Source organism: Affinundibacterium flavidum (assembly GCF_014284175.1).
In the GTDB taxonomy this organism is placed as follows: Bacteria; Pseudomonadota; Gammaproteobacteria; order Burkholderiales; family Burkholderiaceae_D; genus Undibacterium; species Undibacterium flavidum.
Window position 1 is genome coordinate 350,345 of record NZ_JACOGA010000002.1, and the last position, 26,547, is coordinate 376,891.

Consider the following 26,547-nt stretch of genomic DNA (forward strand, 5'->3'; position numbering starts at 1 on the left):
ATCTCATGCTTGGTGCTTCATGAATTCTTCAAAATAACTTCTTGAATGCGGCACTAAGCTGGAGGCACGCTACTGATTAGCAGAAATCAAATGTTTTACTTCATCAGGTCAGATAGTGAAAACATCACTGCTGAATTCTAAAAACATCTTGCACCAACACGATACACCAAGCATAGAGCTCTGACCATTGTTGGTGCAAATTAGCCGCGCAAAAACAGATAAAACTGAGTAAGGCTTCTAGGATTTTTTGCGCCGCAACATAGAATCGTCTCAGCACAGATCATCAAAATCAGGCTTTTTCTACTTGCACCAAGAGATCATAAAACGTAGGTCCACCACCCATATCCGTCAATTGCTGGCTCGTGACTTCATTCGCATTTTTATGATCAGAAGCGAATTTTTTCCACCAGATCGATAAGCCCACGACCAAGCCAGCACGCGCTTTATCAGTCAAGCGTGCTTTCGCAACAAAGCTGCCCCGGTCGTTAAAAATGCGCACCATATCACCTGCCACAATCTGACGTTGGGCGGCATCGTCTGGATGCATATCCAGATGAGGTTCACCTTCGGTATCGCGCAAACTCTGTACATTAACGAAGGTCGAGTTCAAGAAATTACGTGCTGGCGGAGAAATCATCGATAGCGGATAACGTGCCGCCAATGCAGGATTGCTCACCACCGATTCATACGGCGGCACATAGGCAGGTAAAGGATCCAAGCCAGCTTCTAACATTTGTTGACTATAGAACTCACACTTTCCAGACGGCGTAGTGAAACCACCGTGCGCAAATGCCGCCTCTGGCATTTGTAGTTTTGACCAGCCCTGCTGTTTCAGTTGCTCCCAGTTGGTGTGCTGGGTACGTGGATGTTGATAATTAAAAGCTTGCGCCGCAATTTGATCGTCGCTCTCGCTAAAACAAGGATCAGTGAAATCTAAGGCTTTGGCCAACAAACGGAAAACTTCGGTATTCGACTTTGCTTCGCCCATAGGCGCAATCGCAGCATTATTCGCCATCATATAGCGATGCCCATACGCGGCATGCGCATCCACGTGTTCTAACTGAGTGGTGGCGGGTAATAAAATATCGGCGTAATCCGCAGTATCGGTTTGAAAATGTTCGAGCACAACAGTAAATAAATCATCGCGGGCAAAACCACGTGCCACTACCGATGAATCAGGCGCAATCGCAACTGGATTCGAGTTATAGACCAGCACGGCTTCTATCTGTGGGCCGAATTCTGCTGAGCCTGGATGCAACAAGCTATTCCCGATATCGCTCATATTGATGATACGCGTAGGCTGCCCAGCCGGAAATAAATCTGGTCGTTCTAATGCTGCAGAATTTTTCACAAAACCACCGGAAGACGACAACAAAGCGCCGCCAGCGGCATGTCGCCACGCACCAACTAGAGCGGGCAAACAACTGATATTGCGCACTGCCATACCACCGCCATGCGCCCTTTGTACGCCGTAATTCATACGGATTAAGCTTGGCTCACCACGCTTGGCACCTTCGCCATAATCGCGTGCCAGTCCTATCACTTCTGCTGCCGTGATGCCGCAAATCTCCGCGACTTTTTCTGGCGTCCATTCTGCGACGCGTTGTTTTAATTGTTCAAATCCCAGTGTGTATTGCGCAATATAGTCGTGATCGAGCAAGTCTTCTTGAATCAGTACATGCATCATGCCCAGCGCTAAGGCTGAGTCCGTTCCGGCACGTACCGCAATATGTTGATGACACTTTTCCGCACTCAACGAGCGATACGGATCAATCGCAATAATTTTCGCACCATGTCGTTTCGCTTCTTGCACGCGCGTCCAAAAATGCAGATTGGAGGCAATAGGATTGCCGCCCCAAATAATAATCAAACGGGCATTTTGGGTTTGTTCTACATCGGTGCCAATGCGGTCACCCAAAGTGTATTTATATCCAGCACCACCGGCCGATGCACAGATCGTTCTATCCAAAAAAGAAGCACCAAGTCGATTCAATACACGCGATGCCATACTTTCGCCCTGCACCAACCCCATTGTCCCAGCATAACTGTACGGCATAATTGCTAAGGGATTGCGCGCAGCGATTTCTTTTAAGCGCGTGGCAATCGTGGCGATGGCTTCATCCCACGAAATTCTGACGAACTTACCTTCACCTTTGTTACCAACGCGCTTTTGCGGATATAACAAACGATCTGGATGATAAGTCCGCTCGGTATAGCGTGCGACCTTGGTACATAGCACACCGGCTGTAGTCGGATGGTCTGGGTCGCCTTTAACTTCCGTCGCGATGCCATCTTTCACTGTCACCAATAAGGCACAGGTATCAGGGCAATCGTGAGGACAAACGGCGCGAACGATAGAACTGGACATGGAAAAATCTTTCATTTATGGCAAAGGACAAGGTAGTGGAAGTAGCGGAACAGTTAAAACAGTTAATCCACACCAAAACCATGATGATAGACCGCTTCCCCAGTATCTGCCAGCGGGCAAGCTGGAAACTTGTTAGGAAACTTTATTTACTCTTTGTAGTCTTTAACTGGTCTTTCACTAATTTTCACAAACAACGACGAACGGCTGTCCAATTGGGGCTTCCTGGTCATTGAAGTTCTAGTCAACTTGATAAACAATGACCGCTGATTCCGTTGGTCGGGCAATTTTGCGTAAGGGTGCCTAAATCTAGTATGCTTACGCCCTCATTAAGATAGTTTTCCTGGATAAACTCATGCAACGTACACAAGCACTCCTGATCGCCATCATTCTTGCCTGTCTGGGCTTACTCGGCTTCGCGCTTTATCTGCAATTGGTATTAGACATGCTGCCTTGCCCATTGTGTGTGTTACAACGCTATGCATTTACCCTGATCGCGCTCGCGTGCTTGGTTTGCCTGCTAGCCCCTAAATTTAAACGACCTGCGATGTCACTCAGCCTATTTTCTAGTTTGTCGGGCGGCGGCGCTGCGGGTTATCAGTTATGGGTAATTTCTCAACCTTTAACTTCTTGCGGTACGGATCCTATTTCTGGACCACTGAATAATTTCTTCATGGCGAAATTATTCCCACTGATGTTCAAGGCGAATGGCCTTTGTGAAACGCCATATGACCCGATACTGGGATTATCGATACCAGGCTGGGCTTGTCTTTGGTTTGTGGTGTTTGCAGTCGCCTCGATTTTTTTCCTGGTACACAAACCAAAACAGCAAAGCATTTTTGCCAATAAGTTTTGATGAGCACTTGGTTCTCCCTTGGCGATAGCATCGCCACCTGTCAAAAAAAATCACCACTCGATGCCTTAGAAACCCGCATGCTCATTGCCCATGTTGCGGGCTTAAGCAGGGTGCAATTGATCACACGTAGTGAAGATGAGTTAAGCACGTCGCAAATTCAAACGCTGAACGAATTGATTGCGAAACGATTGGCGGGTGAACCGATTGCGTATCTGTTGGGAGAACGTGAGTTTTATGGACTCAATTTCAAAGTCAGCCCTGCGGTATTGATTCCGCGTGCCGATACTGAGCTCTTAGTTGAACTAGCCTTGCAATACACACCACCTGATGGCAGCTTACTTGATATGGGAACTGGCTCAGGTGCCATCGCCATCAGCATTGCTGTACATGCTCCCACGCTGCGAGTGAGTGCCTGCGACATCAGTATCGATGCACTCGCCATTGCGCAGAGTAATACAGAGCGCTTGCTACCGTCGCTACCTTCGATGCCTTCGCTACCATCGGCACCATCGAGCGAGCGAGCGCCAATTCAGTTTTACTGCAGCGATTGGTATCAGGCCATCCCGCCGCAAAGTTTTCACACTATCGTCAGCAATCCGCCGTACATTGTTCAAAACGATCCGCATCTCAGTCAAGGCGATCTACGCTTCGAACCTATCAATGCCTTAACCGACCATGCCGATGGTTTGAGTGCCTATCGCATCATCATTGACGGCGCGCCTAATTACTTAATAGAGGGCGGGTATTTATTGCTAGAACATGGTTACGATCAATCCGATGCGGTGCAAGATTTATTGCGGCGAGCAGGTTTTACAGAAGTACAAAGCTGGCCTGATTTAGCGGGTATTTTGCGTGTGAGCGGTGGCCGCTTAAACCATAACATTACAAAGAATAAAGACAGATAGCTTGATAGAAATCAGTGTCGATAAAGATCGTCTGGATGTGGACTTGATTCATCATTTTTTGTCTACACAAAGTGCCTGGGCACTCGGCATACCAAAGAAATTAGTAGAGAAATCGATTACGAATTCACTGTGCTTTGGTGTGTATGAAGAACATGCGCAGATCGGCTTTGCCCGGGTAGTCAGCGACTTCGCCACATTTGCGTATTTAATGGATGTTTTTATCCTGCCAGCACATCAAGGCAAGGGACATAGCCTACAACTATTGCAATTTATCATGGCGCATCCAGAGCTACAGGGACTGCGTCGCTTCATGCTAGCAAGCTCAAATGCACGTGGTTTGTATCAGCGTTTTGGTTTCACTCAATTAGGAAAACCAGAGGTGATGATGGAAATCAATGTCGCAGATATCTATTCAAGATGATATTTTATGATCATCTATACACTACAAAAGCACTCACTAGACCTGCATTTTTTCAGCTGGGCTATACAAAAACTGACAACAATCACATAAATTGTCGCCCGCCATCCGTTCTAACCAATACCGGCCTATGATTTTTGCGTCTGTCAAGACTGGCGCAATCGCATAAATTGCGTATGATCACGACCTCACTACCTTTTTCAGAAATATTGATTGTTATTTATGCTGCCCTCTATTGAACAACGCCTGGCGCTAGAACTCGCCGCTAAACCTGCACAAATCGCCGCTGCGGTAACCCTTTTAGACGAAGGTGCAACTGTTCCGTTTATTTCTCGTTATCGCAAAGAAGTTACGGGTGGTTTGGATGACACACAATTGCGTTTATTAGAGGAGCGTTTGCGTTATTTACGCGAACTGGAAGACCGTCGCGCGGCGATTATTGCGTCTATTGAAGAACAAAACAAAATGACGCCAGAATTGCTGACCGCAATCAGCTTGGCAGAAGATAAAACTCGCTTAGAAGATCTCTATTTACCGTACAAACAAAAACGCCGCACCAAAGCGCAAATCGCTGTCGAGGCTGGTCTCCAGCCTTTGGCCGATGCCTTATTGGCCGATCCTGATCTGATGCCTGAAACCGTTGCCGAAGCCTATTTAAAACCTGCATTCTCCACTGCGAATGGCGAGAACCCCGGCGTTGTCGATGTGAAAGCAGCACTTGACGGTGCACGTCAAATTTTGATGGAACGCTTTGCCGAGGATGCGACACTCTTGCAGGCCATTCGTGAATACTTATTGGATCATGGCATCGTCGAAACGGCAGTAGTCGCAGGTAAAGAAGATGCCGGTGCTAAGTTCAGTGATTATTTTGCGTACTCAGAAACGCTGGGAACAATCCCATCACATCGTGCATTGGCAATATTCCGTGGTCGACGTGAAGAATTTTTGACCGTGACTTTGCGTCTGGATACGGAAGAAGAAAAACCAAAATGGGATGCGCCACTCAATCCATGTGAAAGCCGCATCGCCGCGCATTTCGGCGTCAGCAATCGTGGTCGCGCCGCCGATAAATGGTTAAGTGACACAGTACGTTGGGCCTGGCGCGTGAAAGTCTTCATGCACTTAGAGACTGAATTGATGACAAACTTGCGCGAGACTGCCGAAGTTGAAGCGATCAATGTGTTTGCACGCAATTTGAAAGCCCTATTACTAGCTGCACCAGCTGGACCACGCGCCACCATGGGGCTCGATCCTGGCTTACGCACAGGCGTCAAAGTGGCGATCGTGGATGCGACTGGCAAGGTCGTTGAATACGCAACGATTTACCCGCATCAGCCACGCAATGACTGGGATGGCTCTTTACATGTGTTGGCGCAACTAGCCGCCAAACACAATGTCTCGTTGATCTCCATCGGTAACGGCACAGCATCGCGCGAAACCGACAAATTGGCACAAGATTTAATTAAGTTAAAACCGGAATTAAAACTCACCAAAATCGTTGTTTCTGAAGCTGGTGCGTCTGTCTACTCCGCCTCTGAATTTGCGTCTAAAGAATTACCTGATCTGGATGTCACGATACGCGGTGCAGTATCGATTGCACGTCGTCTGCAAGATCCGCTGGCTGAGCTGGTAAAAATTGATCCTAAGTCGATTGGCGTTGGTCAATATCAACATGATGTCGGTCAATCACAATTAGCACGCTCGCTCGATGCGGTGGTCGAAGATTGCGTGAATGCGGTTGGGGTTGATGTGAATACAGCTTCTGCGCCATTATTGGCACGCGTGTCCGGTTTATCCAGCAGTGTCGCACAAAGCATCGTCAATTATCGCGATGCCAAGGGTATGTTTACCTCACGTTTAGAATTACGTTCTGTACCACGTCTGGGCGACAAAACTTTTGAGCAAGCAGCAGGTTTCTTACGCATCATGGGCGGCGACAATCCACTCGACGCATCCGCTGTCCATCCTGAATCTTACCCACTGGTAGAAAAAATTCTGGCAGATATTAAGAAGGATGTAAAAACAATTATTGGCGATAGTAGCGTACTCAAATCCATCAATCCGGCGAAATATGCCGATGATAAATTCGGTGTACCAACGATCACGGATATTTTAAAAGAGCTGGACAAACCAGGACGCGATCCACGTCCAGAGTTCACTACGGCGACTTTCAAAGATGGCGTGGAAGAGATCAGAGATTTGCGTCCAGATATGATCTTAGAAGGCGTGATCACCAACGTGGCCGCCTTCGGTGCTTTCGTTGATATCGGTGTACATCAAGACGGCCTCGTACATATTTCTGCATTGTCCAACACCTTTGTGAAAGACCCGCATACGGTTGTCAAAGCTGGTCAGGTAGTCAAGGTAAAAGTGTTGGAAGTTGATGAAAAACGTAAGCGAATTGCACTCACGATGCGCTTGACCGACTCCGCACCACAAGCTGGCAGCAAGCCAGAACAAAGAGCGGATAGAGACGACGCGAAACGTTTGAATCAACATCGCAATCAATCTCAACATACGCAGCAAAGCGCACCGGCAAATAATGCCATGGCGTCTGCGTTCGCGAAACTCAAGCGTTGATCTGATCTGGCTAGAAATTGTATTCAAGGCGCGAAATCATTCGCGCCTTTTTTATTTTATGCACGACAAAATAACATCAAGCACTTTCATCAAGAGACCTCTGCACAAGCGTAGCGAGCGGTCGAAGTTTGAGTCGAGAAGCGCAGACTCAAAATTCGGTCACGCAGTAGCTTATGCAGAGCTTGAATAGAAATTCCCATGAAAACAATGTGGCAACCAATACGGTAAATGGGCAAGTGCAACTGGTCCCGCTGCCAGATTTTGCGCATCAAATACGCTGGCAAAACTGGTTTGCCTTTGAATATCGAAACCAACACCAACTAACCAAGCTTCACCTTCTTTGCTAGCAACCGATTTTGGCACGACGACATGCTCTTCCAAGCGACAACGATCACCAAAATCAAAACTATCGGTTTTGCCACTTTCACGGTCTAAACGCATCACACCATTTAAAGCATTGTTCTCGGTTTTATTAATCGCAACCGGATAGTAAATAAATTGATTACGCTGCCCGACCACGCGCGGATCAACTCGCGGAAATTCTAAATTCTCGCTCCGTTCGGTCATGCTAATGCGCTGTCGACTCAAATCTATGCTTAAGAAAGCTGGTGTGGAAGGTTCAGAACTCACGTCTTCACCACGCATAATCTTAGGCATCCAATTTTGGAAATTACCCATATCAGCACTCTTCACAAAATCCAGATGAATCACATTATTTTCTTCCCAGGCATTCCCGAAATGGAACACCATCAAGGCAGGTAATTCTAACAATCGACTCTTACTAAAATCTGCCTTCTCGACGATCAATACCTTGGTCGATTCTTGCGCTTGCCACTCCATGGCCTCTACCATGCTGACACCGCTTTTGAGTTTGTCGATATTCAAAGCAATCGGTGAAAACAAGAAAATCAAATGCTTTTGCGAAACCACAAAATCGTGCACCATGGCCGAATTCGGACCATTCATCACATGATGTTTGAGTAATTTCCCCTGAGGCGAGAATTGATACAGAATCAGCTTGCCCATCATGGTTCCGAAATTCCACAAGGTACCATCCGCTTCAACTTTCGGATGCGCTGAAAATGGCATGCCAGCAAGCTCAGGTGCCCATGTCACCACACCTTGTGTTTGTAAGTTTTGTGCATCGAGTCCATGCGCCGAACCACCTTCCCACAACGCTAATAAACGACCTCCCATCTGTACCACATTCGTGTTTGCGGCATTCATACTGTCTGCGGAGCGCATGGGAATTTTGGCTTTAATCGCCGTACCAAATGCTGGCACTAAAAATTCACCTGCCTGCTGTTCGGCGACAAATTTTTTGGTGCGTACAAAGCGCGCCTGATGTGCAACACCCTGATCGGTAAAACGCCATGCATGTACCATGCCATCGCCATCAAACCAATGGTGGTAGCGTTGCCCGCCACGTTCAAATAGACCCGGACCATTTCTATAAAAGTTACCACGCAAATCGGATGGTAACTTCCCCTCTATCCAAGCATGTTCAGACTGAACATCTTGCCCCTGAAAACCGCGCAAACAAGTTAACTTCGAATTGGCATGAAATAGTGGCGCAGGCTTCAGTGGATTATTGTCAGCCGACACGGCCCAGGCAGGAGCCAATATGGCGCTCGTAGCTACACCCACTGATTGCAAAAAATGGCGACGTTGCATAATGCTCTCCTCAGTCGTGGGAATTAATTCAAACGTATGCGTATACTTTTATTCTGTGCGTCCATTTTGATTTTGGCATCCTCAAAACTTGGTGGCCCAAAATTGCCCACAGCATCATTACTAAAGCCATACGGCTCGCTAGGAATACCAATCAAATTACGATCCAAGTCGCCATTTCCATTCAGATCTTGGAAAGCGGAAATCGCGTATTCGCCTTCCGCCAGCCCAGAAAAAGTCAGCACAACTTTATCACCCGTCGCCGCTGTTTTAGTACGCATAGCTGCAGTTCGTAACCATCGTCCTTTTTGATCAAACAAGGCAAGCAAGATCTCGCCTTTGACTTGTGTAATACCACTAACTTCGACCTGTAGATCTGCTGCAAACGCATTATTATTGGCACTCGCAATCATGGCTACTGACATCAACGCACTGGCTGTAAACTTGGTAATGAAAGACATAAAAACCTCCTGATAATCAAAGAAGTTCGTATCTTAATTAGCGAGCCTAAGTGAAGGGAAAATTTGCGATTAAGCTTGCCGTTGGGGGTGCCAACGGTCATGGGTTGTCGCTAATGGTCGCTATTGGTCGCAAATGTTCGTGAAATTGTTCAAGATGCTGTCATTTAGACACGTCCATCCTGTCTAGTTCATTTGCCGTGGGAGAGCTTTTTGCTTTTCCTTTATAATGGCAGCCATCGTTTTAACTATTGAAAGAAACATCATGAGCGACGTACAAGTCTGGATTAAAGAAACCGTGACGACTAACCCAGTAGTGCTTTTCATGAAAGGCACATCGCAATTTCCACAATGCGGTTTTTCTGGTCGTGCAATTCAATTATTAAAAGCCAGTGGTGCTGAGAACATAGTCACAATTAATGTCTTGGAAGATCCTGTCGTGCGCCAAGGCATCAAAGACTATTCCAACTGGCCAACGATTCCACAACTGTATGTGAATGGTGAATTCATCGGTGGTTCTGACATCATGAATGAAATGTTTGAAAGCGGCGAATTACAGGCCTTGATCAAGGGCTAATCGCCTCTACAGACCAATCACAACCATGACTACGCCAACAGCGCCAGCTACTGCCCCCACGGCGGCACCAACGGCGACAAAACGCATTATCGTTGCCATCACTGGCGCGACTGGTGCGATTTATGGCGTACGTCTGTTACAGCATTTACAGTCTTTACCTGGCATACAAACGCATCTCTTAATTTCAGATGCAGGCGTATTAAATATTCATCAAGAGCTTGATCTCAAGCGCAAAGATATAGAAGCTTTGGCCGATGTCGTGCACGCGGTGCGTGATGTCGGTGCCAGTATCGCCAGTGGCTCGTTTCAATCTGATGGAATGATCATTGCGCCATGCTCCATGAAAACACTGGCAGCAATCGCACATGGCTTCGCCGATAACTTAATCACCCGTGCTGCCGATGTTGTCCTCAAAGAACGCCGTCGTCTAGTCCTGCTGGTCAGAGAGACGCCGTTCAATCTTGCTCATCTGCGCAATATGACTGCAGTCACTGAAATGGGCGGAATAGTTTTCCCGCCACTTCCCAATTTCTATCACCACCCCGCCTCTATAGAAGAGATGGTCGACCATAGCCTGGCACGAGTGCTGGATTTATTTCAAATTGAACATCAACTAGCGCCACGCTGGCAGGGTCTAAATCAGTAAATGCCCAGTAAGTGCATAAGTAAATACACAGTAAACACTTTAGTAAGTGCAGTGGTAGCGAATACAAAATGCTTCCACATAAAAACATTCGAAAAATCTGAATAGTAAATTGCCATTCAATTGTTATTCAATGGTCTTTATAGCAATCACTAGAATGTGTGGAAATTGCATTTTTCATGGTATTTCTATAACCATACAAGCACTTTCACAAACATCTTTGTTGCCGCCAAGTCGAATTCACAGCGTTTTCCCCACAGGCTCCAGTTCCCGATAGATTTCATCAAGTTTGTGTGCGAAGATATCTATAAATGCTCTCTTTTTACTGAGGCACTGACGATGTTCGCAAAGACAGCCGAGAAACGGATGCGTATCGTGCGTGGCGTATTGGCGCTGGGCTGGTTGGTGCTGATCGCCTCCCTGCTCTGGGATCCTTACAGCATAGAATTAACCCGTCCAGATAATCTAGGCAGTCCTTTCCATATACGTCAGACTGCAATCACGGTGCAAGGCCAGTTCCTACAGCAAACGCCGTATGCGATGGGCAATCGCATTTTCTGGACCATGCTCATTCCTTTGCTACCTTTGTTTCTCATGCTGGCCGGACATGAAGCCTGGCGTCGCATCTGCCCACTTTCTTTTTTATCGCAAATTCCCCGCTATTTGGGCATACAAAGAAAAAAATCCGTATTGATACGACGTAGCGGCCAAATTGAACGTCAACTTGCATTGGTCAATAAAGATGGCTGGGTAAAAAAACATGTTTGGGCGCTGCAATTTGGCTTATTGTTTCTGGCACTTAATGCGCGCATCTTGCTAGTGAATGCAGATCGTACAGCGCTGGCAATCATGCTACTCGCCATTATCCTAGCGGCTATCAGCGTGGGTTATCTTTGGGGCGGTAAGACTTGGTGCAATTATGTTTGCCCTGTTGGGATCGTACAAAAAATTTATACAGAACCACGTGGCCTTCTAGAGAGTCGACCACACGTGGAAAGACAGGCGATTACACAATCCATGTGCCGAACCAGTACCGATCAGGGCGAACGTAGTATTTGTGTAGGTTGCACCAGTCACTGTCCCGATATTGATCTGGAGCGATCCTATTGGGAAAACATACACGATCCTTTGATACGCCATGTCTATTACTGTTTTTTCGGACTGGTCATTGGCTTCTACGCCTATTTTTATATCTATTCGGGCAATTGGGATTACTACTTTAGTGGAGCTTGGACGCACGAAGATAATCTACTAGGACAACTACTCTCCCCTGGTCTCTATATTGTTGATCATAGTATAGCCATCCCCAAAATTCTGGCGGTGCCATTAGTGCTGTCGATCTTTGTGATCCTCGGCCTTTGCACGGGGAAATTCCTCGAATACCTGTACCGACAATTCTTACACCTACGCAAATCAGCATTGACTGAGCCAGAAATTATCAATCGCTGTCTCAGCTTTTCCGCCTTCGTTACCATCAACGTGTTTTATATATTCGGCGGACGTTCCAATATTAATCTCTTACCTGCGCCGGCAATACGTTGCCTGGATTTCTTTATCATTTGCGTTACCGTACTCTGGTTTTTACGTGCTATACAAAGAAGCCCAACGCATTATAGACGCGAAAGTCTGGCGAGTAGTTTGCTCAATCAATTGCGTCAATTAAAAATCGATATCGCCCGTTATGTCGAGACACCTAATATTGAACAATTAAGCCCAGATGAAATTTATGTCCTTGCAAAGACATTGCCGGAATTCTCCAACGAACAGCGCTTGCTGGCTTACCGCAATATTTTGTTCGATGCGATCAAAACAGGGCGTACAGATGGAATGGACAGTTTTGAACGCATGCGCGAATTGCGCTTAGAGCTAGGGGTGGGTGACGATGAACATCACCGCTTGCTGGAAGAACTAGGAATTGATCGACAAAGCGCGACTTACAACGCGCAAAAATTCCCCAGCTATGAGCAATGGCTACGACACGATAACTTCAAACTGGCCATAGAGACACTCATCATCCATGAGATGGAAAAAGGTATTCCTTTGACGGACATCCTTGCCCAGGAAGACCTTGCCCTCAATATCAAAAATGCCAGCGAGATATATCAGATCAGCACAGACGAACAAGCGCACATATTGGCAGAAATCAGCGGTCAAAGTGGCATCATTTTTGAACGTGCAAGTCATCAACTCGACAAATTAGCCGAGCATTGCAGCAATCGCTTCACTCTCGATGCACACGCCCGTGGCAATCCACAATGGCAAGACATTCAACGCGTGTTAGATACCGTATTATTACGCAGAGCCAATATCATCAGCTTGCGTCTATGCTCTATTCTGCGCACCTTGGGCGATACGCAAGAATCGCACTGGTTAGCGAGCAGCATGGAAAATCTGATGGGTGAACAGCTGGAAAAAAACCTGAACTGCAAGATCAATAGCGAATCTCATTTAACGTATGCAGAAGCACTACATCCTCATATTGTGCACATTTTATGTGGCGAAATCGTACAAGCATCAGGGAACCAGTCCACACGAAATTCACTGCCGCCCCCGATTAAATTCCATACGCTATTAGATAAGGCACCCACCGTCGAGCAAGTACTATTTCACCTGCTCGTGGATGATGACGCACTGGTTGTTGCCGTTGCGCTCAACGGACTTTCTTATCTCAATTTAACACAAGCGCGCCAACAAGCCCATGCGCTGCAAACTAAGGTGCAGACGGAGAAAAATTCTATATTGGTAGAAGTATGTGAGACGATTTTGGGTACCTCTCGCTCGTCTCCGACCAGTCAACAAAATAAGCAACAAAATAGCCAACAAAATGCTGGTCTACGACTCAGTTTAAATGATCAAACATATCGTGAATTTTACAAAGAGTATGTGAGCATAGGTCGCGCCAACAATAATGATTTTGTGATTCACCATCCGGCCATCTGCCCGCATCATGTTTGTCTCTACAAAGAAGCCGGTCAAGTCTGGCTCAAGCGCCTGGATCCTTTTGCATGGATTTCCATCAATGGCAATTTGTTGAGCAACGAAGCTCAAGTTATCAGCAATGGTAGCGCTCTAGGATTTGTCACTCAAGGTCAAAGCGGGCCGGTCATTTTTCTGGAATGGCGAGACAATAAGACAGATTATGAACTAGAACAATTCGATACGATTAGCAAACTTCTGTGGTTATCTGCCGCAGGAATTTTTCAGAGTCTGGATCTGCATACCATAGCGCAATTGGCGCAAGCTGCAGAAGTGCGACTATATCGGCAATCTAGCTATTTATGCCGTGCGGGTGAAGTATCACGAGATGCCTATTTGCTGCAATCAGGTACTGCACAAGCGTTGCTAGAGGGAGAGAATGAGAATAACAATGGGGATAAACACAGCATACTCAATCAAATTGACACGGGATCTATTGTCGGTGAGCTAGGTGTAATCACATCGCGCCCACGCTCGGTTTCTGTCCGCATTAGCTCTGCCCATGCACGCATCGTGACCATTAATGGTGAGCGACTGCATAGTCTGATGCGTCAAGATCCACTCATTTCATTGGGCATATTAAAAATCGTTGCCAACTATGTTCAACATTAATGTCAGCATATTTTCAACTTCAGTATTGAAGAATTATCTCTAATAAATAGTGGATTTACACAACACAGGAACGGCCTAGCTAGATTAATCCACCGTACTGAAAACCTATACAAACTACTATTTTTTAAATCAAAAAGATGGTGAAAGGATAGTGATGAATCAAAAGAACATTGATCAGCGAATAGCGCGGCTCTTGTTTGTTATTTTCATTTACATTAATGACGTTGAAGATCAACTCAGCGTCACCGACTTACAGCGTCTCAATCAATTGCTCGATCATCCAGATAAGCATGCTGCACTCCATCTGACAAACGCACTCAAAGAATTCCAACATCATTACCCGGATTTTTGGCAAGCTTATCAGAACAAAGATTTACAACGGCAACTCACCAGTGTTGAAGCACTCTTACAAGATTGCTTACATGCGCTCGGCAAAAAACAAGGGCTACAATTATTAGCTGATCTAGCCAAATTCACGACGACGATCAGCACCAGTCCAAACATATTGAGCCTAGGTTTTAAAAAAGTCCCGGCAGCACGATTACACGCCATTCAGGAAATACAGCAACTATTAGCCAAACAGAGTCACGTTCATCAAGATCAGCACGATGCGATAAAAACTACGCCCCCCAGCCAAGACACGATCGGTATCAGCCCATTAGGCGCAAAACAGACGCAGCAAAATCCATCCATATCCGATGCGCAAGCAACATCCAATCAATTATCTAATGAGTTTCCCAATAAATTCGTCGCACACCCGAAGATATGCGAAATCTGGCCTGCAGCTGGACTTACCGTACACGAAGAATACGCTTGGCAACGCGGTAAATTACGAGTACGTTGTGTGGCAGTCACGCCAGAAACCCATGATGTCAAAACTTTTTCATTCGTTGCGCAGCCCGGTAAATTACATCTCTATAAACCTGGTCAATTCCTGAGTTTGGAATTATCGATAGAAGGCAAGACCGTACGTCGTAGCTACACCATTTCTTCGTCGCCATCACGCCCACATTTGCTACAAATTACAGTCAAACGGGTCAACGATGGCCTAGTGTCCAATTGGCTGCATGCTCACCTACAAGTGGGTATGGAAATCTCTATTTCAGGGCCTCACGGTGAATTCAATCTATTCGATACCCCCAATGAAAAACTCTTATTGATTTCTGCAGGCAGCGGCATTACTCCCGTCATGTCTATGTTACGCTGGCTAGCCGACACACAGTCAACTGCCGACATCGTTTTCATCACCTATATACGCACTCCAGCCGATGCCATTTTTGAACAGGAGTTACGTTTTCTGGCAAGTAGACTAGAACCCCGTCTACAGTTGATCATCATGCCTAAAACTGTCGCACCTGGTCAAATCTGGCAGGGTCCGGTGGGTGGTTTTAGTATGGATACCATAAAAGCCCTTGTTACCGATTTCCGTGAACGTGAGGTGTTTGTCTGTGGCCCAGGAGGATTTATGGATATCTTACGCAACAAGCTAGAATCAGAAGGGCATCCCCCGCAACACTACCATCAAGAAAGTTTTGGAACACCACTAAGCAGTCGCCAAGCTAGTCTAGTAACCGACATGTCGATACCAATAGCGATGCCAACAACTGCGCCGACAAAAGAAATCCAACTCACAGCTCCGACTTCCCATATCACGACAACACAAAAATCTGAGGCGTCAGACAGCCTGGTCACCTTTAGCAAAAGCGGCAAAACTCTGAAGTGTGCCAGCAACGAATATCTACTTGATATAGCAGAGGCCGACCATATCCCTATAGAAAGCAGCTGTCGCGCAGGTCATTGCGGCACCTGTAAGGTGAGGAAACTAGAAGGTAAAGTGGATATGGAAGGTCAGCAGGCACTATCCGAAGCCGATATCGCAGATGGCTATGTCCTCTGCTGTATAGGTAAGCCGATGAGCGCTAAAGTGGTGCTGGAAATATAAAGTACGACGAGACAGTTCCATGTGCTTGAGGCTGTATGAAATAGTGAGGCCTCAGCACAAGCTACTGCGCACCCAAATTTTGCGTCTGCGATATTCACCGTACTTTAGCTCAGCTGCGCTTCTCAACTCAAACTTCGACCGCTCGCTACGTTTGTGCAGAGCATCTCGTAGTATGAAAGACCAAGCAATTACATAGAGAATCAAGATTTTTGTATCGCACAAAAGGTATCGCACAAAGACAAAAGCCTTATGTGCGAACACATAAGGCTTTTGTTTTTTTGGTGCCGGTTGCCGGAATCGAACTGGCTACCTGATGATTACAAGTCAACTGCTCTACCAAGTGAGCTAAACCGGCGAAAATCGTTTCAAGACTTTTTGCAATTTCATTTGTTTTGCAACGAATCTTGAAGAACAAAATTATAGACTACTTTATGACTTTTAGGGAAGGTTTTTCTGATTTTTTTTGATTTTTTTCTGGATTATCTGTTTTACCCGAGTCAAGCGCAGAATCATCTTCGCGCACTGAGACCGAAGCTAATCCTAAAACTGGTTTCGCTGGCTCCACCAATACTTCAGGCGCTGGGGCTTCGTCAATTTCTACTTCATCAAATACCATGCCCTGGCCATTTTCACTGGCAAAAATCGCCTGCACATTCGCGACTGGCACATAAATATCGCGCGACACGCCGCCAAAGCGCGCCTTGAAAGTCACCGCTTCGTTATCCATCTTTAAACCGCTGGTTGCACTAAAGGCGACATTAAGCACGATCTCGCCTTTGCGTACAAATTCCATAGGAACTTGTACTGCGCCGCTGACCTTCACCGACAAATAAGGAGTGAAACCATTATCCGTACACCATTCATAAATAGCGCGCAATAAATAAGGTTTTGTTGAGATGCCTGACATGAGCTGACAATACTTTCTAATGAAAATTCTTGCGAACGTCCGGTCTGGTCGCAAATCAGCAACCAAACCAGACTATACGTTCAATTAACGACGCATTACTTTTTCAGATGGCGTCAATGCTTCAATATAAGCAGGACGAGAGAAAATACGTTCTGCATATTTCAACAAAGGCGCCGCTGTTTTGGACAAATCAATACCGTAGTGATCGAGGCGCCACAGCAATGGTGCCACTGCGACGTCGAGCATAGAAAATTCTTCACCTAACATGTATTTGTTCTTCACAAACAAAGGCGCTAATTGCGTCAAGCGATCACGAATTTCCGCGCGAGCTTTATCCAATACTTTAGAAGAAGAGCTGTTCTTTTCATTTTCCAGAGTATGGACATGTACGAATAATTCTTTTTCAAAATTGAACAGCATCAGGCGAGCACGGGCACGTTGCAAAGGATCTGCTGGCATCAATTGCGGATGCGGGAAACGCTCATCGATGTACTCGTTGATGATATTGGATTCATACAAAATCAATTCACGTTCAACCAAAATTGGTACCTGACCATAAGGATTCATGGTTGAGATATCTTCTGGTTTATTAAACAAATCGACGTCACGAATTTCAAAGTCCATGCCTTTTTCGAACAAGACTAAGCGGCAACGTTGTGAAAATGGGCAGGTTGTACCTGAGTAGAGAACCATCATTTTTATAGTTCCTTAAAAACGATTAGGGCGAGGCGCAATTTAAGCGTACCTCACCCTGGGATGACACATCCACCAACGGAGTCAGTGGACGACTAATTTACTCTTACTTCACTTCTTTCCAGTAGGAGGCATTCAAGCGCCAAGCCAGTGTTGCCAGCAAGCCCATGAACAAAACAACCCAAACGCCTAAACGTTTGCGGCTATTTTGTGCTGGTTCACCCATCCACTGTAAATAAGCAACCAGGTCGCCTACCGCATTATCGTACTCAACTGCGCTCAATTTGCCTGGTGTCAGAGTTTCGAAACCGGCAAACTTGTGTTCAGTTTTAGACGCATCGTGCGCATCTTTTACTTCTTCAAATTTCGCAGCGCGCACGCCTTGCAGTTCCCACAAAGCATGTGGCATACCAACATTCGGGAACAGCATATTGTTCCAGCCTGTTGGACGGCTATCGTCTTTGTAGTAAGTACGTAAATAGGTGTACAACCAGTCAGCGCCAGTACCTTCGCTAGATGCTTTCGCACGCGCGATAACAGACAAATCTGGTGGAACCGCGCCAAACCATTCTTTAGCATCTTTCGCGCTCAAGCTGGTTTTCATCAACTCACCAACTTTTTCACCGGTGAACAACAAATTGCTCTTGATTTGATCTTCCGTCAAGCCGATATCGCGCAAGCGGTTGTAACGCATAGAAGCCGCAGAATGGCAATTCAAGCAGTAGTTCACGAACAGCTTAGCGCCATTTTGCAAAGCAGCTAAATCAGTTGTACGCTCAGGCGCACGATCCAATGGGTAACCACCACTATTCGCTAACGCCAAAGCTGGTGCAAATGCCAAAGTAACGATCAGTTTTTTAAGTAATTTCATGCTAATTATTCCTCGCTTAATCTGATCAATGCGCAGCAAATGTAACGCGTTTTGGCACTGGTTTGAATGTACCCATTGCACTCCACCATGGCATCAACAAGAAGAAGCTATAGTAGATCAATGCGCAAACTTGGGATACGCGTTCACCGATTGGGGATGGTGCTTGTACGCCGAGGTAGCCCAAGATCACAAATGAGATACCAAATACGATGTACACATATTTGTGCCAATCAGGGCGGTAACGAATAGACTTGACTGGAGATACGTCGAGCCAAGGCAAGAACGCCAAGATCACCACAGAGCCACCAAACAAAACCACACCCCAGAATTTTGCATCCAAGCCGAAAGGCATCATACCAATGATCGCCAACAAAGCGGCGCCAGCGATAGCGGCCTTAACCATGAAAGGCAATTTAGACTTCAACCAAATCAAGGCAACATAAGCAGCTACACCTGCCTGTACCACATACAAGAACTCAGAAGTCGTTGCACGCAAGATAGAGTAAAACGGCGTGAAATACCAAGTCGGTGCAATGTGCGGAGGCGTCTTCAATGAATCAGCTGGAATGAAGTTGTTGTACTCCAAGAAGTAGCCACCCATTTCAGGTGCAAAGAACACAATTGCAGTGAAAATCGTCAAGAACACAGTCACGCCAAAAATATCGTGGAAAGTGTAATAAGGATGAGAAGGCACGCCGTCAACTGGGTGACCATCTGCATCTAAGTTTTCTTTAATTTCAATACCATCAGGGTTGTTTGATCCGACTTCATGCAAAGCGATCAAATGCGCAACGACCAAGCCCAGCAAGACCAATGGAATTGCGATCACGTGGAAAGAGAAGAAGCGATTCAATGTCGCATCAGACACCACATAGTCACCACGAATCCACAAAGACAAATCAGGACCGATGAATGGAATTGCACCGAACAAGTTCACAATAACCTGTGCGCCCCAGTAGGACATTTGACCCCATGGCAAGAGGTAACCGAAGAAAGCTTCGGCCATCAAGCACAAGAAGATTGCAAAACCGAACAACCAGATCAATTCACGTGGTTTACGATAAGAACCATAGAGCAAACCGCGGGTCATGTGTAAATACACGATGATAAAGAAAGCAGACGCACCAGTGGAGTGCATATAACGCACTAACCAACCAGAAGGCACTTCACGCATGATGTATTCAACCGACTCAAACGCTAACTTTGCGTCTGGTTTGTAATGCATCACAAGGAAAATACCAGTGACAATCTGGATCACCAATACCAACATCGCCAAAGAGCCGAAGATGTACCAGAAGTTAAAATTCTTAGGCGCGTAGTATTTGCCCCATTGATCATTCCACAATTTCGTCAGTGGAAAGCGGGAGTCAACCCAATTCAATGCTTTGTCTAATGCTGGCGCATCATCCGGGAGTTTTTTCTCAACAAATGCCATGATTAAGCCTCGCCTTTCTCATCTTTACCGATGATGATTTTGGTATCTGATAAAAACATGTGAGGTGGCACATCCAGATTTTGTGGAGCAGGTTTGTTTTTATAAACACGACCAGCCAAATCAAAAGTAGAACCGTGGCATGGGCACAAGAAGCCACCAGCCCAATCGTCAGGCAAAGAAGGCTGTGCGCCAGCTGCGAATTTGGAGCTTGGTGAGCAACCCAAATGGGAGCAAATACCCACTGTGACCAAAATATCACTGTGCTCTTTACGTGAACGTGTTTGCTTGTCGCAATACTCTGGCATCGCCATCGTGTATGGCTTCTCAGATTTTGGATCTGCGACTTTATCTTCTGTCTTTTTCAGACTTTCCATCATTTCTGGCGTACGCTTCAAAATCCAGACTGGCTTACCGCGCCACTCTGTCGTTTTCATCTCACCTGGGTTCAAAGAGGAAATATCCACTTCAACCGGTGCACCCGCCGCTTTTGCGCGCTCGGATGGTTGAAAAGTACTCACTAGCGCACCTGCCGTTGCCAAACCTGCTGCGCCACCTGCCGCACATGTTGCAACGAGTAGACCGCGACGGCCTGAATCGACCTGCTTTTCGATACTCATACAAACCCCAATCTATCAAAAATCAAAACTTGACGAAGCACCAGAGTCTAAAGACCCTACACTTCTTACAACCTTAAATTATAAAGGAGCCGAGAGGTGATTTAAAGAAAAAGATGCTTTACAGGACAATTTACAGGTCTTTTGACTCAAAATAAGTTCGATTGCAGTAGGAATTACATGAATTCTGAGATTTTTGAGGCTAATTTCGCTTGAATTAACAACAAAATCCGGATTGATTTACATTAATTGACAATAATCCGGCAGACTTACCGAGTTTTGCAGATTATCATATTGTCGATTTACCACATTTCTTCGAGGCAAGCCCTCGATAATCGATTTTGAATATTTTTGAATATATTACTTAGGAGAATCTTATGGGCATGATGCAAGAATTTAAGAGCTTTGCCGCACAAGGTAACGTCATCGATTTGGCGGTGGGTGTGATCATTGGTGCTGCATTTGGCAAAATTGTGGATTCTTTAGTTGGCGATATTGTTATGCCTGTCGTCGGCAAAATTTTTGGTGGTCTGGACTTTGCAAATTATTATTTGGCATTAAACGGCCAAGCTAGCAATTTAACTTTGGTCGAAGCAAAAAAAGCCGGAGCCGTACTCGCATACGGTAATTTTTTGACGATTTCTCTGAACTTTATTATTTTGGCTTTTATCATTTTTCAAATGGTACGCTTGGTGAATATGATGAAGAAGAAAGATGCAGCGGCGGCCGCGGCGGCACCAGCAGCGCCTGCACCAACACCTGAAGACATCACCTTGTTACGCGAAATTCGCGATGCTCTGAAAAAATAAACATAGCGATACTCTCGCCACTCTCGCTCAAACAAAATGCCACCTCAGGGTGGCATGCAGTTCAGTTAAGCACTTGTCTTATGCCTCGTCATTCCCGCGAAGGCGGGAATCCAGTGGCGTAAAAACCTAAAGACGCTGGATCCCTGCCTACGCAGGGATGACGCCTAAATGGTTTGAACTCAACTGAACGGCATTGCACCTATGACGTGTTCATTTTGCGACAAGCCAGAAAACCACTCAAACAGGATTATCAATATCCACAAATTGATGTTCTACCCCAAATGTCTGAGCAATCAACTCTCCCAGCGCTTGCACTCCATAACGTTCACTAGCGTGATGACCACAGGCAAGAAAAGCAACTCCCGTCTCCCTCGCCAGATGCACAGTCGGCTCAGAAATTTCGCCACTGATATACACACTGGCACCCGCCTCAATCGCGGCTCCCAGCATATTTTGCGCTGCGCCAGAGCACCAGGCCACGCTATTTAAAGGCTGATCAGGATTACCAATCACTAGTGCTTGCCGCCCCAGAATTGAGGAAATGTGTGTTGCTAGCTGTCCGACCGTAGATACATCTGCGGCAGAGCAAGTACCCAACCATCCCAAATCATCGTCACCAAATCGTCCTGTGACTTCGAATCCAAATAACTTGGCTAATTGCGCATTATTCCCAAGACTCACATGCGAATCCAAAGGCAAGTGATAAGCGAATAAAGAAATTTCATGATCTAACAAAGTCTTCAAGCGTTGATATTTCTGTCCGACCACGCGCATATCTTCACCGCGCCAGAAGTAACCGTGATGCACTAAAATCGCACCCGCGTCCAATCGCACGGCCTCATCCAACAAAGCCTGACAAGCTGTCACCCCACTGATGATGCGTCTAATTTCATTCCGCCCTTCCACCTGAAGCCCATTTGGGCAATAATCACGGAATCGTGCGACTTGCAATTCATTAGATAAAAATTGCGTAAGCGTATTTCTCTCGACTGACTTTCTCAACATACACTCCTCATGATGCGTAAACTATGGATCTTATTCGCTCAAACCGTCACCGTTGGTTTGGCACTGTGGTTTATTGTAACCAGCTTAAAGCCAAATTGGATACAGCAAGGCTTTGGGATCAATAAGAATCTGAGCCTAAGCTCTTCGGCAACCTTGATCGAAGCACCGAGCAATAAACATAGCTCACCCAACTCATACAACTTCGCCGCCAAGCGCGCGATGTCTTCGGTTGTAAATATCAGTGCTTCACGTAGTTCAAATAATGCCAATCCTTTATTAAGCGATCCATTTTTTAAACGCTTTTTCGGAGAACAAGCGCGACCAAAATCGGAACGTCCATCGAGTAGTGGTTCCGGCGTCATCATGAGCCCGCAAGGTCATATTCTGACGAACAATCATGTGATTCAAGGTGCAGGTGCGATTGAAGTTGCGTTGGCTGACGGCCGACAAGCCACTGCAAAAGTCATCGGCACTGATCCAGACACCGATCTGGCCGTCTTGCAAATTGATCTCAAAGATTTGCCGGCGATTACCCTTGGTCATTCTGATGAAGCGAATGTCGGTGACGTCGTGCTGGCGATTGGCAATCCATTCGGCGTTGGCCAAACCGTCACCATGGGTATCATCTCCGCCTTAGGTCGCAATAGCGTCGGCATCAATACCTATGAAAATTTTATTCAAACTGATGCAGCAGTGAATCCTGGGAATTCAGGCGGTGCTTTGGTCGATACGAATGGTAATTTGCTTGGAATTAATTCTGCCATTTATTCGCAAAATGGCGGTTCCTTAGGCATAGGATTTGCGATTCCCGTATCCACCATCAAAATGGTGATGGAAGCGATTATCACGGATGGTCAGGTCGTGCGCGGCTATCTTGGCGTCAGTCCTGAAGACATCACAGAAGAAATGGCAGAAAGTTTCAATATCAAGCAAACCAAAGGCTCTATCGTCGCTGCTGTGGTGCGCGGTGGCCCTGCGGATCAGGCTGGTGTGAAGCCCGGTGACATTTGTGTCGCGATCAACGGCAAACCTTTTTTGAACAGTCGTGAAATGATGAATCAGATTGCACAACTTAAGCCAAATTCCAAGGCCAAGTTGAAGGTCGTGCGCCAATCGAATGAAATTCAACTCGACATCGTGGTCGGTAAACGTCCGCCGTTTAAGCCAGAGGAATAAGATGCATATCGCTGAACTCAGCCGTTTTCTGTTTGAATTATCGGAAAATAATAACCGCGCCTGGTTTGTCATGAATAAACCACGCTATGACATTTTGCGCGCTGAGTTCTTACAAATGGTGACGCGCTTAATTCAAGACCTGAGTAAGAGTGATCCGGCAATTGCACTATGCGATCCGAAGAAAGCGCTCTTTCGCATTAATCGTGACGTGCGTTTCGGCAAAGATAAATCACCGTATAAAACTTATTTTTCTGCATCAATATTGCCAAGTGGACGCAAGAAACCGAGTGAAGGCGGTGGCCCAGCTTACTACTTCCAGATTAGCGAAGACAATCGTCTATTTTTTGCGGTGGGGGAATACATGCCACCAGCTGATCGCCTGAAAAATATTCGTCAACACTTAATCGAAGACGAAGCAGGCTTCAAAAAAGTCATTAAGAACAAGGCTTTAAAAGAATGCTTCGGCGAATTGCAGGAAGACGGAAAATTAATCCGCCCACCTAAAGGCTACGATCCAGACCATGCACTGATCGAATACTTAAAACTGAAAAGCATGATGGTGTGGACTGAATGTCAGTTGGATGATTTGCTATACGAAGATGTACACAAGAAGCTCGTCAGCGGATTTAAGACTGCCTTACCTTTGGTAAGCTGGCTACGTTCCGCCAGCTTTAGCTAATCAATTTACAGCTCAGGTGGCGCTTGGGTGGCTTTGACGAAGATAGGTGCAACAAACAAACCTAATTCGAACAACATCCACATTGGCACTGCCAACGCCAGTTGACTGACGACATCAGGTGGCGTAACTACCGCTGCGATGACAAAAGCGCCGACGATCACATAAGAACGAATTGCTTTCAATTTCTCTACCGTCAAAATTCCGGTACGCACTAAAACAATCACAACGATAGGCACTTCAAAAGTCAATCCAAAAGCCAGGCACATGGACATCACAAAATCGAGGTAGTTTTCGATGTCTGGTGCAACGGTAATCGAGGTCGGTGCAAACTCAGAGATAAACTTAAATACGCGCCCAAAAACAAAAAAATAACAAAACGCGACACCAGCAGCAAACAAGACCGAGGAGGAAATCACTAAAGGCGCAACCAAGCGCTTTTCATGTGCGTACAAGCCCGGCGCAATAAACGCCCAAGCTTGATATAGCACCCACGGTAAAGCCAGCAAAAACGCCAACAACAAAGTTACTTTCATCGGCACTAAAAATGGCGAAATCACCCCGGTCGCAATCATCTTGGCACCAGCGGGTAAAGCCGCAACCATAGGCTGCGCAAGAAAATCATAAATTGCCGAAGGCCCCGGCCAAGCAAATAGCGCAGCACACACAATCGCGATGCCAGCACAAGCTTTCACCAGACGATCACGTAATTCGACCAAATGAGAAATGAAGCTCTCTTGCATCCCCATGAAATTATCGTTACTCATGGCATGCTTTCTTTTGAATAATTAGAGGTGTAGATAAGCGCATCAGAAAAAACTCGATGTCGAACGCGCATTCACACGATGTTTAGCCATACGTGCCGCACCAGACATGACTTGGCTGCGATGTCCATGACGGTTCTTGTACCAATGGGGGATGTTCGACGTCTTCGCGACTTTTCGGCGACGGAAGTTCTTCGCCTTCGCTAGCATCGCCTCTGTCGATGGAACTGGATCAAAATCGTAAACAGAATAATTAGTATGCGATGCAGGTTGCACCAAGTCATTCAATTCCTGCTGAGCCTCGGAAAACTCTTTGTTCACATCTTGCTCGAAATTTTGCGCGGCAGATTCAACTTCTTTCTGCATCTTGCGCAATTCTTCCATTTCGATTTCACGACTGACTTCTGATTTCACTTGGCTGATATAGCGCTGCGCGCGACCAAACAAGGTGCCTGCCATGCGCGCCACTTTGGGTAAATCTTTGGGGCCAATCACAATCAAAGCCACTGCGCCAATTAAGGCGAGTTTGGTCAGTCCGAGGTCTATCATAAATCTGTTCTAACACTATCCGAAGATTAGTGCGTCGACTTATCCTTTGCCTCGACATCAATGGTTTTTTGTTCTTCGGCTTTTGGTGATTTTTCTTCTTCACCTTTGACGCCATCTTTAAAGCCTTTCACTGCCTTACCGAGATCGCTGCCAACATTGCCTAGCTTCTTAGTACCGAATACCAAGACCACCACAACCAATACAATCAACCAATGCCAAATACTGAATGAACCCATCATGTTTCCTTCTAGGGCTAAGCCCAAAAAATCGATCAATAAAATAGTTTACAACTTGACGCCGCCGATCACATGCATGTGCAAGTGATAAACGATCTGACCACCATTAGGACCTGTGTTCACCACAGTTTTAAATCCGCCGGTTTTTGATCCATCGGCATGTTCCACATAGGCACAGCCTTGCTGCGCCGCCAATTTAGGTGCTAATTCCAGCATTTTACCCAACAATACGGCATCTTCGGCTTTTGCGTCGGCCAAACTCGACAAATGCTTTTTGGGAATAATTAGAAAATGCACAGGCGCTGCCGGATTAATGTCATTAAATGCCATCAATTCATCATCTTCATACAAAACAGTTGCCGGAATTTGCTTGGCGACGATTTTACAAAAAATACAGTTATCCATACAGTCCACTCAAAATTTGTTACAAAATGCCGTAGACGACAATGATTAATTATCTACGCGAGAAGCTTTTTCTTCTATACCAGAAATGCCTTCACGCCTAGCCAGTTCGTCGAGAACTTGCTGCGGATGCAAATTATACTGTGCTAACATGACAAGCGAATGAAACCAGAGGTCGGCGCATTCATAGAGCAAATCTGATGTATCGCCCGAAACACGCGCATCTTTTGCGGCCATCACGGTTTCTGTCGCCTCTTCACCAATTTTTTTCAAAATCGCATCATCGCCTTTGTGAAACAATTTGGCGACGTAAGAAGTGTCAGGATTGCCACCATTAATCGCTTTACGACTTTCTATCACGGCAGCCAATTGATGCAATATTGATTCTTGATTCATAGTCTGTCCGA

The 26,547-nt window shown here is 46.1% G+C and carries 25 protein-coding genes and 1 tRNA gene; 11 read left to right on the plus strand and 15 right to left on the minus strand.

The window, feature by feature from the left end:
* Positions 1-289: 289 nt before the first annotated feature.
* The gene (locus tag H8K55_RS03255) at positions 290-2,368 is read right to left on the minus strand and encodes a molybdopterin-containing oxidoreductase family protein (protein WP_186940581.1); all 2,079 of its coding nucleotides are present in this window, start codon (positions 2,366-2,368) and stop codon (positions 290-292) included.
* A gap of 352 nt (positions 2,369-2,720) precedes the next feature.
* On the opposite strand from H8K55_RS03255, the gene H8K55_RS03260 reads away from it, so the two are divergent.
* The 4 genes from H8K55_RS03260 to H8K55_RS03275 all read left to right on the plus strand — a co-directional run bounded on the left by H8K55_RS03260 (position 2,721) and on the right by H8K55_RS03275 (position 7,124).
* Positions 2,721-3,221: a disulfide bond formation protein B gene (locus H8K55_RS03260; protein WP_186940582.1), complete on the plus strand. Its 501-nt coding sequence runs from the start codon at positions 2,721-2,723 to the stop codon at positions 3,219-3,221.
* A complete protein-coding gene (gene prmC / locus H8K55_RS03265; RefSeq protein WP_186940583.1) occupies positions 3,221-4,126 on the plus strand; it encodes a peptide chain release factor N(5)-glutamine methyltransferase in 906 nt (301 codons plus the stop codon). Before H8K55_RS03260 ends, prmC begins: the two co-directional genes overlap by 1 nt.
* 1 nt (position 4,127) lies before the next feature.
* Positions 4,128-4,547: a GNAT family N-acetyltransferase gene (locus H8K55_RS03270; protein ID WP_186940584.1), complete on the plus strand. Its 420-nt coding sequence runs from the start codon at positions 4,128-4,130 to the stop codon at positions 4,545-4,547.
* A 219-nt stretch (positions 4,548-4,766) separates the two neighbouring features.
* Positions 4,767-7,124 (plus strand): Tex family protein, encoded by a 2,358-nt coding sequence (locus tag H8K55_RS03275; protein ID WP_186940585.1) that lies wholly within the window; start codon positions 4,767-4,769, stop codon positions 7,122-7,124.
* A gap of 171 nt (positions 7,125-7,295) precedes the next feature.
* Here the strand turns inward: H8K55_RS03275 and H8K55_RS03280 are convergent, their stop codons facing one another.
* Together H8K55_RS03280 and H8K55_RS03285 are read right to left on the minus strand one after the other, a co-directional pair.
* Complete coding sequence (locus H8K55_RS03280; protein WP_186940586.1) at positions 7,296-8,798, minus strand: carotenoid oxygenase family protein; 1,503 nt, start codon at positions 8,796-8,798, stop codon at positions 7,296-7,298.
* 23 nt (positions 8,799-8,821) lie between these two features.
* Positions 8,822-9,256, minus strand: a complete 435-nt coding sequence (locus H8K55_RS03285; RefSeq protein ID WP_186940587.1) for a DUF2141 domain-containing protein — start codon at positions 9,254-9,256, stop codon at positions 8,822-8,824.
* A 262-nt stretch (positions 9,257-9,518) separates the two neighbouring features.
* Here H8K55_RS03285 and grxD point away from each other — a divergent pair, with 262 nt between their 5' ends.
* From grxD to H8K55_RS03305, 4 genes are all read left to right on the plus strand, one after another.
* Positions 9,519-9,830 carry a Grx4 family monothiol glutaredoxin gene (gene grxD, locus H8K55_RS03290; protein ID WP_186940588.1) on the plus strand — a complete coding sequence of 104 codons (312 nt, stop codon included), beginning with the start codon at positions 9,519-9,521 and terminating at the stop codon, positions 9,828-9,830.
* Positions 9,831-9,855: 25 nt separating this feature from the next.
* On the plus strand, positions 9,856-10,476 hold the full coding sequence (locus H8K55_RS03295) for a UbiX family flavin prenyltransferase (protein ID WP_186940589.1): 621 nt from the start codon (positions 9,856-9,858) through the stop codon (positions 10,474-10,476).
* A gap of 336 nt (positions 10,477-10,812) precedes the next feature.
* Positions 10,813-14,061 (plus strand): cyclic nucleotide-binding domain-containing protein, encoded by a 3,249-nt coding sequence (locus tag H8K55_RS03300; protein WP_186940590.1) that lies wholly within the window; start codon positions 10,813-10,815, stop codon positions 14,059-14,061.
* Positions 14,062-14,215: 154 nt separating this feature from the next.
* Positions 14,216-16,003, plus strand: a complete 1,788-nt coding sequence (locus tag H8K55_RS03305; RefSeq protein WP_186940591.1) for an FAD-binding oxidoreductase — start codon at positions 14,216-14,218, stop codon at positions 16,001-16,003.
* A gap of 279 nt (positions 16,004-16,282) precedes the next feature.
* Here H8K55_RS03305 and H8K55_RS03310 read toward each other — a convergent pair.
* The 6 genes from H8K55_RS03310 to petA all read right to left on the minus strand — a co-directional run bounded on the left by H8K55_RS03310 (position 16,283) and on the right by petA (position 20,526).
* Positions 16,283-16,358 (minus strand) — tRNA-Thr (locus H8K55_RS03310).
* 69 nt (positions 16,359-16,427) lie between these two features.
* On the minus strand, positions 16,428-16,910 hold the full coding sequence (locus H8K55_RS03315; protein ID WP_186940592.1) for a ClpXP protease specificity-enhancing factor: 483 nt from the start codon (positions 16,908-16,910) through the stop codon (positions 16,428-16,430).
* Between the two features lie 84 nt (positions 16,911-16,994).
* Positions 16,995-17,606: a glutathione S-transferase N-terminal domain-containing protein gene (locus tag H8K55_RS03320; protein ID WP_186921835.1), complete on the minus strand. Its 612-nt coding sequence runs from the start codon at positions 17,604-17,606 to the stop codon at positions 16,995-16,997.
* 103 nt (positions 17,607-17,709) lie between these two features.
* Positions 17,710-18,474 (minus strand): cytochrome c1, encoded by a 765-nt coding sequence (locus H8K55_RS03325; RefSeq protein ID WP_186940593.1) that lies wholly within the window; start codon positions 18,472-18,474, stop codon positions 17,710-17,712.
* Positions 18,475-18,499: 25 nt separating this feature from the next.
* Positions 18,500-19,912 carry a cytochrome b gene (locus H8K55_RS03330; protein ID WP_186940660.1) on the minus strand — a complete coding sequence of 471 codons (1,413 nt, stop codon included), beginning with the start codon at positions 19,910-19,912 and terminating at the stop codon, positions 18,500-18,502.
* On the minus strand, positions 19,912-20,526 hold the full coding sequence (gene petA, locus H8K55_RS03335; RefSeq protein WP_186940594.1) for a ubiquinol-cytochrome c reductase iron-sulfur subunit: 615 nt from the start codon (positions 20,524-20,526) through the stop codon (positions 19,912-19,914). The genes H8K55_RS03330 and petA overlap by 1 nt, the downstream gene beginning before the upstream one ends.
* 374 nt (positions 20,527-20,900) lie before the next feature.
* On the opposite strand from petA, the gene mscL reads away from it, so the two are divergent.
* The gene (gene mscL, locus H8K55_RS03340) at positions 20,901-21,332 is read left to right on the plus strand and encodes a large conductance mechanosensitive channel protein MscL (protein ID WP_186940595.1); all 432 of its coding nucleotides are present in this window, start codon (positions 20,901-20,903) and stop codon (positions 21,330-21,332) included.
* Between the two features lie 237 nt (positions 21,333-21,569).
* On the opposite strand, the gene H8K55_RS03345 is transcribed toward mscL, so the two are convergent.
* Positions 21,570-22,337, minus strand: coding sequence for a Nif3-like dinuclear metal center hexameric protein (locus H8K55_RS03345; RefSeq protein ID WP_186940596.1), 768 nt, complete (start codon positions 22,335-22,337; stop codon positions 21,570-21,572).
* Positions 22,338-22,346: 9 nt separating this feature from the next.
* Between H8K55_RS03345 and H8K55_RS03350 the strand changes: the two genes are divergently transcribed.
* Both H8K55_RS03350 and H8K55_RS03355 read left to right on the plus strand, forming a co-directional pair.
* Positions 22,347-23,513 carry a S1C family serine protease gene (locus tag H8K55_RS03350; protein WP_186940597.1) on the plus strand — a complete coding sequence of 389 codons (1,167 nt, stop codon included), beginning with the start codon at positions 22,347-22,349 and terminating at the stop codon, positions 23,511-23,513.
* A 1-nt stretch (position 23,514) separates the two neighbouring features.
* Positions 23,515-24,192 carry a DUF2461 domain-containing protein gene (locus tag H8K55_RS03355; RefSeq protein ID WP_186940598.1) on the plus strand — a complete coding sequence of 226 codons (678 nt, stop codon included), beginning with the start codon at positions 23,515-23,517 and terminating at the stop codon, positions 24,190-24,192.
* Between the two features lie 5 nt (positions 24,193-24,197).
* On the opposite strand, the gene tatC is transcribed toward H8K55_RS03355, so the two are convergent.
* Genes tatC through H8K55_RS03380 form a run of 5 tightly spaced genes read right to left on the minus strand, consistent with a single transcriptional unit; the run spans position 24,198 to position 26,536 of the window.
* Positions 24,198-24,956, minus strand: coding sequence for a twin-arginine translocase subunit TatC (gene tatC, locus H8K55_RS03360; protein WP_230408465.1), 759 nt, complete (start codon positions 24,954-24,956; stop codon positions 24,198-24,200).
* 42 nt (positions 24,957-24,998) lie between these two features.
* Positions 24,999-25,502 carry a Sec-independent protein translocase protein TatB gene (gene tatB, locus H8K55_RS03365; RefSeq protein ID WP_186940599.1) on the minus strand — a complete coding sequence of 168 codons (504 nt, stop codon included), beginning with the start codon at positions 25,500-25,502 and terminating at the stop codon, positions 24,999-25,001.
* A 26-nt stretch (positions 25,503-25,528) separates the two neighbouring features.
* Positions 25,529-25,738, minus strand: a complete 210-nt coding sequence (gene tatA / locus H8K55_RS03370; protein ID WP_186940600.1) for a Sec-independent protein translocase subunit TatA — start codon at positions 25,736-25,738, stop codon at positions 25,529-25,531.
* 48 nt (positions 25,739-25,786) lie between these two features.
* The gene (locus H8K55_RS03375; protein ID WP_186940601.1) at positions 25,787-26,143 is read right to left on the minus strand and encodes a histidine triad nucleotide-binding protein; all 357 of its coding nucleotides are present in this window, start codon (positions 26,141-26,143) and stop codon (positions 25,787-25,789) included.
* Between the two features lie 45 nt (positions 26,144-26,188).
* Positions 26,189-26,536, minus strand: a complete 348-nt coding sequence (locus H8K55_RS03380; protein ID WP_186940602.1) for a phosphoribosyl-ATP diphosphatase — start codon at positions 26,534-26,536, stop codon at positions 26,189-26,191.
* Positions 26,537-26,547 lie beyond the last annotated feature (11 nt).

What these genes read in the sequence shown, in the direction of transcription:
- H8K55_RS03255 (WP_186940581.1), bottom strand. Translation starts at nt 2,368, where the DNA reads ATGTCCAGTTCTATCGTTCGCGCCGTTTGTCCTCACGATTGCCCTGAT.
- H8K55_RS03260 (WP_186940582.1), top strand. Translation starts at nt 2,721, where the DNA reads ATGCAACGTACACAAGCACTCCTGATCGCCATCATTCTTGCCTGTCTG.
- prmC (WP_186940583.1), top strand. Translation starts at nt 3,221, where the DNA reads ATGAGCACTTGGTTCTCCCTTGGCGATAGCATCGCCACCTGTCAAAAA.
- H8K55_RS03275 (WP_186940585.1), top strand. Translation starts at nt 4,767, where the DNA reads ATGCTGCCCTCTATTGAACAACGCCTGGCGCTAGAACTCGCCGCTAAA.
- H8K55_RS03280 (WP_186940586.1), bottom strand. Translation starts at nt 8,798, where the DNA reads ATGCAACGTCGCCATTTTTTGCAATCAGTGGGTGTAGCTACGAGCGCC.
- H8K55_RS03285 (WP_186940587.1), bottom strand. Translation starts at nt 9,256, where the DNA reads ATGTCTTTCATTACCAAGTTTACAGCCAGTGCGTTGATGTCAGTAGCC.
- grxD (WP_186940588.1), top strand. Translation starts at nt 9,519, where the DNA reads ATGAGCGACGTACAAGTCTGGATTAAAGAAACCGTGACGACTAACCCA.
- H8K55_RS03295 (WP_186940589.1), top strand. Translation starts at nt 9,856, where the DNA reads ATGACTACGCCAACAGCGCCAGCTACTGCCCCCACGGCGGCACCAACG.
- H8K55_RS03300 (WP_186940590.1), top strand. Translation starts at nt 10,813, where the DNA reads ATGTTCGCAAAGACAGCCGAGAAACGGATGCGTATCGTGCGTGGCGTA.
- H8K55_RS03305 (WP_186940591.1), top strand. Translation starts at nt 14,216, where the DNA reads ATGAATCAAAAGAACATTGATCAGCGAATAGCGCGGCTCTTGTTTGTT.
- H8K55_RS03315 (WP_186940592.1), bottom strand. Translation starts at nt 16,910, where the DNA reads ATGTCAGGCATCTCAACAAAACCTTATTTATTGCGCGCTATTTATGAA.
- H8K55_RS03320 (WP_186921835.1), bottom strand. Translation starts at nt 17,606, where the DNA reads ATGATGGTTCTCTACTCAGGTACAACCTGCCCATTTTCACAACGTTGC.
- H8K55_RS03325 (WP_186940593.1), bottom strand. Translation starts at nt 18,474, where the DNA reads ATGAAATTACTTAAAAAACTGATCGTTACTTTGGCATTTGCACCAGCT.
- petA (WP_186940594.1), bottom strand. Translation starts at nt 20,526, where the DNA reads ATGAGTATCGAAAAGCAGGTCGATTCAGGCCGTCGCGGTCTACTCGTT.
- mscL (WP_186940595.1), top strand. Translation starts at nt 20,901, where the DNA reads ATGGGCATGATGCAAGAATTTAAGAGCTTTGCCGCACAAGGTAACGTC.
- H8K55_RS03345 (WP_186940596.1), bottom strand. Translation starts at nt 22,337, where the DNA reads ATGTTGAGAAAGTCAGTCGAGAGAAATACGCTTACGCAATTTTTATCT.
- H8K55_RS03350 (WP_186940597.1), top strand. Translation starts at nt 22,347, where the DNA reads ATGATGCGTAAACTATGGATCTTATTCGCTCAAACCGTCACCGTTGGT.
- H8K55_RS03355 (WP_186940598.1), top strand. Translation starts at nt 23,515, where the DNA reads ATGCATATCGCTGAACTCAGCCGTTTTCTGTTTGAATTATCGGAAAAT.
- tatC (WP_230408465.1), bottom strand. Translation starts at nt 24,956, where the DNA reads ATGAGTAACGATAATTTCATGGGGATGCAAGAGAGCTTCATTTCTCAT.
- tatB (WP_186940599.1), bottom strand. Translation starts at nt 25,502, where the DNA reads ATGATAGACCTCGGACTGACCAAACTCGCCTTAATTGGCGCAGTGGCT.
- tatA (WP_186940600.1), bottom strand. Translation starts at nt 25,738, where the DNA reads ATGGGTTCATTCAGTATTTGGCATTGGTTGATTGTATTGGTTGTGGTG.
- H8K55_RS03375 (WP_186940601.1), bottom strand. Translation starts at nt 26,143, where the DNA reads ATGGATAACTGTATTTTTTGTAAAATCGTCGCCAAGCAAATTCCGGCA.
- H8K55_RS03380 (WP_186940602.1), bottom strand. Translation starts at nt 26,536, where the DNA reads ATGAATCAAGAATCAATATTGCATCAATTGGCTGCCGTGATAGAAAGT.